The following is a 9,325-nucleotide window of genomic DNA, read 5'->3' as shown; positions in this document are numbered from 1 at the left end:
AAATTCCTCACTGCGGTTTTTCTAATTTAATACGGTTACAGTTTCTTTAAATTGAAGAAAAGCTTTAATGTTATTGGTGATCGCCCGTTCAATTGACCCCCCAGCTTTCATGAGCCGCATTTCACGGTTAACTGGCCATAGATAATCCAAACTATCGGTCAAACGTAACATATTCTTCAGCATTTTTTGATGATACTTAACTTGTACATCGAAGCCCTGATGCTCTTGACATAAACATCTTTCTAGCCAATATAGAGACTCCTCTGCTGACATTCCAAACAAAGGAGAACGCAAAATCTTATCATAATAGGATATTACTCAGTTTGAGAGGTCTTGGAATTGACTGATTTAAGATTGAGTAATTTTCGGTCTTGGCATCTTGAATTGTATTCATGGCTTGTGTGGTTTCAGAGAATAAGGTAAGTTGGATTTTTTTTAGCAGAATTTAAGCTGAATGGGTTGTTTTATGCCCAATAACAAAACAAACTGAAGGACAAGGAATGTTTGTCAAAGGACGTTGTTCAAGCCAGGGCATCGCATCAAGAACAGTTAGTTCACAAGCATCAGCCAACAATTCAACTTCAGGCTTGAAAAGATAGCGCTGAGGATGTGTTTCCCGTGAATTCTCTAGAAGTTGATTTTCTTGATTTGTTACCCATAAATTGTGAGTAACTTCCACTATATTTTCATGGGTTAAAAAATTTAGTTCACTAATATAGGTTACTTCGTTACCATTGGAATTATCCTCTAAACGCAATATTGATGCTGTAGGCCGACTCTTAAATTCCCCCAGTCCGTAAGGCCCATAGGACACATCACAAATAAAAATCCCCCCAGCTTTTAAATGGTTTTTAACCGTTGCAAACGTTGCCAGTAAATTTTGATTGGTCGTTTGATAGTTAACCACATGAAATAGAGCAAGAACAACATTAAACTGACGATTTAAACGGATTTCACAAATATTTCCTTGAGAAAAACTCAGATTAGAAGCTATTGTTTCATCTTCAATGCGAGTTTTAGCCTGCTCTAACATTTCAGCACTGAGATCAACACCATGTACAGAATACCCTTTCTGTGCTAAAAGAGCGGCATGATAACCCGTACCACAGCCCAAGTCTAGGATAGATTTGGCTTCAGTTGTGTAAGTCTCAACTAAATTGTGAATGAATTCTACTTCAGTGGCGTAATCTTTGTTATAACCTTTATGTCCTACCACTAGATCATAGTAATGAGACATAGATTTGCCATAATTTGTCATTTTAGAACTTCCTCAAAATTTTTAAGCACAAACTTTATAAAAATGTCAGGGTTCACTAACCTGTTTAGCCAACTTTTCTAGAGTTGGATAATCGTAGATCAGGGTGCGATCTAAATCTCGTCCTAACCAATCCTCTAGATCGGCGATCAAAGCAACTGCCATAGAAGAATCGAGACCATATTCATCAAAGGGAACGCTTAGATCAATCTCATCTTCGTCCACTTCCATCATCTCTGTCATATAAGCCACTAACCAGTTTTGAATTGCCGTTAGGGTCGGTTGTTTTTTGTTGTTTGGAATTTCTGTGGACATTAGACTCAGTTTGCTTTCTTTAGAAATGTAGCTAATTTTTAAGGAATTTCCAAGTCTAGGGACGTGGACTTAAGGGGAGAGAAAGAATTGCTCGAAGTTTCAATCGATATACGAATTTAACACATTAAGTGCCGATCAAGAAATTTTCTTAGTCCAAAATTTCCAGGCTTCCCTCTAAAAATTTGGCCCGACAGCCACGACGCTGAATTTTACCGCTAGAGGTTTTTGGTAAACTACCAGTCCTGATCAGCGCGATCGCATAAACCTGTAAATCATATTCCTGGACAACAGCTTTACGAATGGCTCTTTTTACCTCATCTATATCTACCTTACGGAGCCAGGTGCGCTCCACTTCCTGAACGACCACGAGCTTTTCTTCGCCCTTATTTTCAACGGTAAAAGCAGCCCCACAACTGGGACGCAGAGCGGGATGACTATTTTGGACGGTTAATTCAATATCCTGGGGATAATTATTGCGTCCTCGAATCAGAATAATTTCCTTGAGCCGACCTGTGACAAATAATTCACCGTCTTTGATAAAGCCCAAGTCTCCTGTTCGCAGAAAAGGCCCGGCTCCTGTATCTGCCAAATAAGCTTGAAAGGTTTCCTGAGTCTCTTGAGGTTTTCCCCAATAGCCTTGGGCAATTGTTGAACCTGATACCCAAATTTCGCCGACAATTTCAGGGGAGCAAGGTTTCAGGGTTTCAGGATTGACAATGACGATTTGAGTATCAATCGTTGTCCAGCCGCAGCCCACGAGGGTCTGCACATTGGTATCCGTTTCAGTGGCTCCCACAATCTTATTTTTTTCTAAAGCATTAGCCTGAACGGGATAAAAGTAAGGGGGACTGTCATAACTAACCGCCGTAACTTTCAGGGTGGCTTCTGCTAAACCGTAGCCAGGACAAAGGGCTGTGGCTTTGAAACCAGAAACTTGAAAAGCCTCCGCAAACTTTTTAAGTACCTCCGCTCTGACGGGTTCGGCCCCATTTAAGGCCATGCACCAATGGCTTAGATCTAACGTGGCCCGTTTTTCAGGGGGAATTTTCCGCACACAGAGATCGTAGGCAAAGTTGGGGGCCGCACTATGGGTTGCTTTTTTATCAGAAAGGGCCTGTAACCAACGTAACGGTCGTTCCATAAAGCTGGCAGGGGACATCATGTAACAAAGAAATCCTTTGTACAAAGGCTGAATAACCCCATAAATCAGACCCATATCATGGAAGGTCGGTAGCCAAGTGACCATTACGCTATCTTGATCATGGCCCCAACCACGATCTAAATCGGCTGAATTAATCAACAAATTATGGTGACTGACCATTACTCCCTTTGGAGTTCCCGTTGAACCAGAGGTGTATTGTAGAAAAGCGAGACTGTTTTTTTCGAGGGTTGGTTCTAGCCAATCCTCCCTGAGGTGATGGTCAATTTCATCGGTAACAATCCATTCCATTGCTCCTAATTCAGGGTCTTTAGCCCATTGGTTTTTTAAACTGGGAAATAGAGCGGCATTGGTGAAGGTAAATCGGGCTTGAGAATCGGCAATAATCGCCTGTAAACGCAAAAGGTTTTGATTCCGTCGGGGTGGATAGGCGGGAATGGCAACGACTCCCGCATATAAACAACCAAAAAAAGCTGAAATAAAATCTAGTCCTGGGGGATAGAGCAGTAAACCCCTTTCGCCCTCGGCTTCTAAGGATTGTAGATAAGCGGCGATCGCCCTAGCCTTTTGATCCAGTTCCCCATAGGTTAAACGAGCTTCTTCGATTTCTCCGTCTCGCAGAAAAATATAGGCGAGGCGTTCCGGTTGACTGCTTGCCCGATAACGGAGTAATTCAACTAGGGTTGAGAATTTATTAAAGGGTTCTTGCAGATCACCATAGTTAATAGTCATCTAAGTACAGGACGAAAAACTTGAAAAGTAGGCGGGAGTAGGGTTTTATGAGAAATAGCACTAATCTCGAAACCCCCGTGAACCAGTATAAGGGAGCATCTCACCTTTGTAACCCCTAAATCAGGTTTTATGTCAAGCTATTTTAAAAGCCTTGCCAGAAACCAGTTTTAGGGACAAGTATAATTACTCACTTGCATAAATGAGATGCTCCCCAGTATAACGCCTTGAAACAAGCTCTCAAACCTCCTAAAGGGATGGCACGGAGCAAGACTCTCTTTACTCGCTCCATTGAAATAGCTCCCATTGTAGTCCAGTGGCTCCCTATCCCTCAACCCTGGCTATTGAGTATTGACCGCACCAATTGGTCATTTGGTAGTCATACCCATTCTCTGGTGATGCTCAAGAAGAAAAAAGGCAACTCAAACAGCGATGAACGGATGCGTTTTATTAAACCTCTTGCATAATTAATTTTTGAGGGTTCAAAAACGGCAAAAATAAGAACTAAACTGCCTAAAATCTGTAAATAGACTATTTAGTTAATTATTATTCATTCTTAATTCTCTTGACTACTGGCTACTGACTCCTAACCCTAACAACAATTTTTAGTTTTCACAAGAGGTCTAATGTGCGGCTAACTAATTGACGAATCCATCCCTCTAGCTCCCATTGTCCCGAAATTCTGCTCGTATTTGCCAAGTTTTGCCATAATTTTTCAAGAATTTTCATAAGACTTTGTATTTTTGCCAAAGAACTTAAACTTTTCCAAATAAATATATATTTTTATCAGAAATAATATATATTTAACAAATATCTCTTGACAAAAATTCCAAAATCTGGTATGGTTTCCTGCTCTAGATAATTTCTGGCCAACTAGCTACCACTGAGGCCAATTTATCCAAATCCCGACGATCTTCGATAAAGGGAAAAACACCTAAAACCGGACAATTAGTCAAGGATTGAATTAAATCGATCGGTGTTAACTGCTCTATTTCCGTCTCCGTGCGCGGTTCGAGACAATTAAGGATAATTCCGCCCAAATTGACCTTTTTTTGCTCTGCTAGGGCAATATTAGCCACCGTTTGGGAAATCGCCCCCAATTTCACCGGCACCACCAAAAGGGTTTTTAACCGCCATTGAGCCGCTAAATCCGCCAAAGTTAGCTCGTGGGTGACAGGACAACCTAAACCCCCCAAACCCTCAATTAAAACCAAATCTTGGCTTTTTTGTAGGTTCAGCAGAGCTTGCCACACTGTCCCTAAAGGAATATCTCGACCTTCCAAATCAGCAGCCACAGGAGGCGCTAAGGGTGCTTGATATTGCAGCGGTGTGATCATTTCTAATTGACCCTGAAATAAGCCCTCATACCATTCTCGATCGCCTTGACCCGTTTGCATTAATTTCATCAGCCCCAAGGCCTTGGATGGATAGTATTTTTGCCAATAAGCCACTAAAGCAGTGGTGACAACGGTTTTACCCGCATCGGTATCCGTAGCCGCAATCAAAAGACTATTCATAAAACTCCCAGGCTCAGTCAAGATCAGGTGAAATCACCAATATTTATTATCTTATCTCCCCTCTTACCCATCACCCCACACCCCACACCCCACACCCCACTTCCCAGATATTGCATGGGTAAGATGCAAAAAGAAAAAAAACTGCAGCCAAAAAGGTGAGATGGAATACACTAAAAGTATAAGGTTATCAATTTTGCTATTTTTCAAGTTGCATCCTAGGCAACAGAATTGCAATTATCCCTCTAGTTAGAAATTGGACGGTTTGCCCTGTGGTTTCATCACTTCCCAAGCCCAATAACTCTTTAACAACGGTTCCCCAGCGTTGTTCTGGTGCTTATGCCTTGATGGACAGTCTCAAACGTCATGGCGTTAAGCACATCTTCGGTTATCCCGGAGGTGCGATCCTGCCCATCTATGACGAACTCTACCGCTTTGAAGAGCGGGGAGAATTACAACATATTTTAGTGCGCCACGAACAAGCGGCCGCCCATGCCGCCGATGCCTACGCTAGGGCCACCGGCAAAGTCGGGGTCTGTTTCGGTACTTCCGGCCCCGGGGCGACCAATTTGGTGACAGGCATCGCTAACGCACACATGGACTCCATCCCGATGGTAATTATCACCGGTCAGGTCAGCCGGGCGGCCATCGGTTCCGATGCTTTCCAAGAAACCGATATTTATGGTATTACTCTACCGATTGTTAAACATTCCTATGTGGCTAGAAATGCCCGGGAAGTAGCGAGAATCGTCGCTGAAGCCTTCCACATCGCCAGTACAGGACGACCGGGACCGGTTTTAGTCGATATTCCCAAAGATGTCGGTTTAGAACTATGCGATTATATCCCCGTCGAACCGGGAGATGTGAAACTAACCGGTTATCGTCCCACGGTTAAGGGTAATCGCCGTCAAATCGAGGCCGCTTTGCACCTCTTGGAAACCGCCGAAAAACCCTTACTTTACGTTGGCGGAGGTGCGATCGCAGCTAATGCCCACGCCCAAATTGCCGAGTTTGCCGAACGTTTTCAGTTACCCGTCACCACCACGTTAATGGGTATCGGTGCTTTTGATGAACATCATCCCCTCTCGGTGGGAATGTTAGGAATGCACGGCACTGCCTACGCTAATTTTGCCGTGACCGGGTGTGATTTATTAATTGCCGTCGGCGCTCGTTTTGATGACCGAGTAACGGGGAAATTGGACGAATTCGCCTCGAAAGCTAAGGTAATTCATGTGGACATCGACCCGGCGGAAGTGGGCAAAAATCGCGCCCCTGACGTGCCGATTGTCGGGGATGTGCGGGTAGTTTTAGAACAAATACTCCAAAAAGCCAGAGAATTTGATTATCCCACTAATTCCGATCGCACCCAAGCTTGGTTAGCCCAGATCGAGCGCTGGCGCCAAGATTATCCCCTGCAAGTACCCCTACCGGAAGGCAGACTTTCTCCCCAAGAAGTAATCGTTGAGGTGGGCCGTCAGGCACCCCACGCCTACTATACCACCGATGTGGGCCAGCATCAGATGTGGGCAGCCCAATTCCTCAAAAATGGACCCCGACGTTGGATTTCTAGCGCGGGATTGGGGACGATGGGTTTCGGTTTACCCGCTGCGATGGGGGTAAAGGTGGCTATTCCCGATGAGGAGGTCATCTGTATTAGTGGTGATTCCAGTTTCCAAATGAATCTACAGGAATTGGCCACCCTAACCCAATTTAATATTCATGCCAAGACGATTATTATTAATAATGGTTGGCAGGGTATGGTACGTCAATGGCAAGAAGCTTTCTATGGGGAACGTTATTCTAATTCCAATATGGAAGCGGGAATGCCAAATGTGGAACTGTTAGCCCAAGCTTACGGCATTAAAGGGATTACTATTCGCCATCGAGATGAATTAGCCGCAAAAATTGCCGAAATGTTGGCCCATGATGGTCCAGTTTTGGTCAATGCGATCGTGACTAAAGACGAAAATTGTTATCCCATGGTTGCCCCCGGCCAAAGTAATGCGCGTATGATTGGTTTACCGAAAATTGTCACCGGGGGTTGTGAAATGCACAATTGTCCCAGTTGTGGCGCGGTTAACAGTTGGAATAATAAATTCTGTCCTGAATGTGGGGCGAAATTGTAGCTGAAAATTGTTAATTAATTAACCAGCCTCCGTTAAGTATAACGGAGGTTTTTGGCTTTTTCTCTACTGTGTGAATATCATAAGTAGGTAGGCGTTAAAAATTATCAGAAACCCCCCTTATCAAGGGGGGCAGGGGGGATCGAACTTAAAATCCATTTTTAATTTAATCATAACCAGCTACTTAGAAATTTTCAAATAGAAGCAATGACAGCCCTAGAAAAAGCCTTAGAAAAAGGAGCGAAAAACTTGATCGCCACCGTGATTAAATTAGGCATATCTCAGTGACAACGGCAAGAGCCTGACATCAACCCCATGGACGACAATTAAGAATAACAACCTAAAATCTTTTCGCTAATTTTGCCATAGACTGCACCCTTTGCTTCTAAAATGGGCTATTGCGGCTAGATACCAGTATTGGTCTAGCATTTGCCCGTAGACTGAAAAAAGCACGTTATAAAGATTATGGCCAAAGTTCTGGTATCCGATTCGATCGATCCGGTAGGAGTAGAAATTCTGTCACAGGTTGCCCAAGTGGACGTGAAAACAGGACTATCCGCCGAGGAAATCATTCAAATTATCCCCGAATACGACGCACTGATGCTCCGTTCCAGTACCCGCGTCACCAAAGAAATCGTCGAAGCGGGCAGCAAACTGCAAATTATCGGCCGCGCAGGGGTAGGAGTCGATAATATCGATGTTCCTGCGGCCACTCGTCAGGGTATTATTGTCGTTAACTCTCCCGAAGGTAACACGATCGCCGCTGCCGAACACGCCTTGGCCATGATGTTATCCCTTTCCCGTCATATTCCCAATGCCAATCAGTCGGTAAAAGCGAATAAATGGGAAAGAAATCGCTTTATCGGCACAGAAGTTTATAAAAAGAACCTAGGAGTCGTCGGTTTAGGTAAAATTGGCTCCCATGTCGCCACCGTTGCTAGATCCCTAGGCATGAAAATTCTCGCCTACGATCCCTTTATTTCCAAAGAACGCGCCGATCAACTCGGTTGCACCTTGGTGGATCTAGAATTACTCTTTGCCGAGTCCGATTTTATCACTCTCCACGTCCCGAAAACTGCCGAAACCCAGCATCTCATCGGTCGGGAAACCATCGCTAAGATGAAACCCACAGTCCGCATCATTAACTGTTCCAGAGGCGGCATTATCGATGAGTTGGCTTTAATTGAAGCCCTCGAATCCGGTAGAATCGCCGGGGCAGCCTTGGATGTATTTGAACAGGAACCTTTAGGCGAATCTAGATTAAGAGAATTATCTAACGTCATCCTCACTCCCCACCTAGGTGCATCGACTACGGAAGCACAGGTGGGTGTAGCTGTTGATGTGGCCGAACAAATTCGCGATGTCCTCCTCGGTTTGCCAGCGCGTTCGGCCGTTAATATCCCCGGACTAACTCCCGATGTTATGGAAAAACTGCGCCCTTACCTGCAATTAGCGGAAACTATGGGTAATCTCGTCAGTCAGTTGGCAGGAGGTCGCTGTGACTCGTTAAATGTCCGTTTACAGGGAGAATTGGCCACTAAAGACAGTCAACCTCTGGTGGTAGCGGCAATTAAGGGCTTACTTTCCCAAGCCCTCCGGGAACGGGTAAACTATGTTAATGCGGCGATCGAAGCTAAGGAACGCGGTATCCGGGTAATCGAAACCCGGGATGCTTCCACCCGGGACTATTCGGGATCGATTCATTTGGAAGCTAATGGTTCCATGGGGACCCATTCCGTCACCGGAGCGCTGTTAAGTACGGGAGAAATCCGCATTACTGACCTCGATGAGTTCCCCATTAACGTGCCACCGAGTAATCATATGTTATTTACCCTTCACCAGGATATGCCCGGTATTATCGGCAAAATTGGCGCACTTTTAGGCAGTTTTAATGTCAATATCGCCAGTATGCAGGTAGGACGCAAAATTATTCGCGGTGATGCAGTTATGGCCCTGAGTCTCGATGATCCTCTACCAGAAGGTCTTCTCTCGGAAATTACTAAAGTCCCCGGTATCCGCGATGCTTACACAGTGAAACTCTAGATTAAATCAGTTATCAGTAAACAGTCAACAGTAATCAGTGAAAGGAAAGCTCTGCACTTGCCACTTAATACTGTTGACTGAAAACCCAAATCTGATAACTGATAACAAGGGCCGAATCTCAGACCTAATTGGTTAAGCTAAAAGCTTTGATGTGCTTAGTTTCTAACCTTCTTTTTAGGTAGGAGAA

Annotated in this window: 7 protein-coding genes and 1 pseudogene; 3 read left to right on the top strand and 5 right to left on the bottom strand. The window is 44.4% G+C overall.

From position 1 onward, the window contains the following. Positions 1-21: 21 nt before the first annotated feature. The 4 genes from ACQY1X_RS12535 to ACQY1X_RS12520 all read right to left on the bottom strand — a co-directional run bounded on the left by ACQY1X_RS12535 (position 22) and on the right by ACQY1X_RS12520 (position 3,461). Positions 22-273 (bottom strand): hypothetical protein, encoded by a 252-nt coding sequence (locus ACQY1X_RS12535; RefSeq protein ID WP_042790330.1) that lies wholly within the window; start codon positions 271-273, stop codon positions 22-24. 172 nt (positions 274-445) lie between these two features. Beyond that, positions 446-1,258: a class I SAM-dependent DNA methyltransferase gene (locus ACQY1X_RS12530; RefSeq protein ID WP_130757053.1), complete on the bottom strand. Its 813-nt coding sequence runs from the start codon at positions 1,256-1,258 to the stop codon at positions 446-448. 45 nt (positions 1,259-1,303) lie between these two features. Then, positions 1,304-1,570 (bottom strand): acyl carrier protein, encoded by a 267-nt coding sequence (locus ACQY1X_RS12525; RefSeq protein ID WP_430014743.1) that lies wholly within the window; start codon positions 1,568-1,570, stop codon positions 1,304-1,306. Between the two features lie 148 nt (positions 1,571-1,718). Next, positions 1,719-3,461, bottom strand: a complete 1,743-nt coding sequence (locus ACQY1X_RS12520; protein WP_430014742.1) for a fatty acyl-AMP ligase — start codon at positions 3,459-3,461, stop codon at positions 1,719-1,721. Positions 3,462-3,685: 224 nt separating this feature from the next. Between ACQY1X_RS12520 and ACQY1X_RS12515 the strand changes: the two are divergent. After that, a pseudogene (locus ACQY1X_RS12515) lies at positions 3,686-3,919 on the top strand (IS4 family transposase); the annotation flags it as partial. 393 nt (positions 3,920-4,312) lie between these two features. Here the strand turns inward: ACQY1X_RS12515 and bioD are convergent. Next, positions 4,313-4,975, bottom strand: a complete 663-nt coding sequence (gene bioD / locus ACQY1X_RS12510) for a dethiobiotin synthase (protein ID WP_002733082.1) — start codon at positions 4,973-4,975, stop codon at positions 4,313-4,315. Between the two features lie 269 nt (positions 4,976-5,244). Between bioD and ilvB the strand changes: the two genes are divergently transcribed. Then, a complete protein-coding gene (gene ilvB / locus ACQY1X_RS12505) occupies positions 5,245-7,098 on the top strand; it encodes a biosynthetic-type acetolactate synthase large subunit (RefSeq protein WP_002752240.1) in 1,854 nt (617 codons plus the stop codon). 462 nt (positions 7,099-7,560) lie between these two features. Then, positions 7,561-9,138, top strand: a complete 1,578-nt coding sequence (gene serA / locus ACQY1X_RS12500) for a phosphoglycerate dehydrogenase (RefSeq protein ID WP_002733093.1) — start codon at positions 7,561-7,563, stop codon at positions 9,136-9,138. The last annotated feature ends 187 nt before the right edge of the window (positions 9,139-9,325 follow it).

Origin of the sequence: Microcystis protocystis FBCC-A270, from assembly GCF_050500235.1 — a bacterium.
Taxonomy (GTDB): Bacteria; Cyanobacteriota; Cyanobacteriia; order Cyanobacteriales; family Microcystaceae; genus Microcystis; species Microcystis ichthyoblabe_A.
This window is presented reverse-complemented; position numbering and strand designations above follow the sequence as displayed.